At 54.5% G+C, this 884-nt stretch carries 1 protein-coding gene; it reads left to right on the top strand.

What is annotated here, in order from left to right:
• Nucleotides 1–234 (top strand): DUF2730 family protein (locus tag BF99_RS0112845; protein ID WP_025771190.1); only part of this gene is annotated, 234 nt, incomplete at its 5' end.
• Nucleotides 235–884 lie beyond the last annotated feature (650 nt).

The raw sequence follows: 884 nt of genomic DNA, 5'->3' as shown, positions 1-884 counted from the left end.
CAATCGATCGACTCGAGAGTGACTAACGTGGAAGCGAATATGGCCACGAAAAAGGACTTGGCCGAGATGGAAACGAAGATGGCGGGCATGGCCACGAAGGAGGACTTGGCTGAAGTGAAGAAGGACTTGGCTGAGATGGAAGCGAAGATGGATGACATGGCAACCGGGATGAACGCCATGAAAACCGAGTTGCTCGACGCCATCAAGAATGTGAATGGCAACGCCCATCGATGACTCTTCGGGGCACGGAGAACCCGAAAGACTAGCCTAAGGGTCGCCTGCCCGGCCATCGCCCGCCTCCGTGGCCTTCGTCGTCTACGGGGATATCGAGACGGTCGGGCAGGCGATTCGAGGGTGGGCCCTCTTCCGCCCATCCCCTCGGCTTTATTCTTCCCTCAATTTGTTTTTTCAGCCATCGACATCGAATTTTCTCGGGCTTGGAGGAAAATCCAAGGCTCGTATAGCAATACTCCGAGAGATTTCCCCGCTCCGAGGCTATTAGAAGCGCTGATCAAGGCCTGTTCATTCCCCGGAGGCGATTTGGCTGCCGCAGCGACCGGCAAAATACCGAGCCTTAGGTCGCCCAAGCAACCCCTCCTCTCCTCTTTGCTGTGAATATTCGATGGCGATAACCAACAGCGGATCGGATCATCGATCGGGCCGAGGAGAAAAAGCCCTCGAGCAAGGGGGATAGCGATCTGGCGCCCTGACGATCTCCCCTTCGGCTTTTCTCTCTTCACGCTCTTTCCAAGACGCTCATCGTCTCGAAAATTCTCTCGTTTTTTCTCTTGTCTTTCTTGCTTTTTTCTGTGACTTTATCTACTATACCTACATGGTGGCGCACGATCGAGTCGCATGATGGATCGGACATGATGGCGCGCCAC

The sequence above is a fragment of the Thioalkalivibrio sp. HK1 genome (assembly GCA_000583135.1).
Taxonomy (GTDB): Bacteria; Pseudomonadota; Gammaproteobacteria; order HK1; family HK1; genus HK1.
Note: the sequence above shows the minus strand (reverse complement) of the source record. Positions and strands in the feature narration are given on the sequence as shown.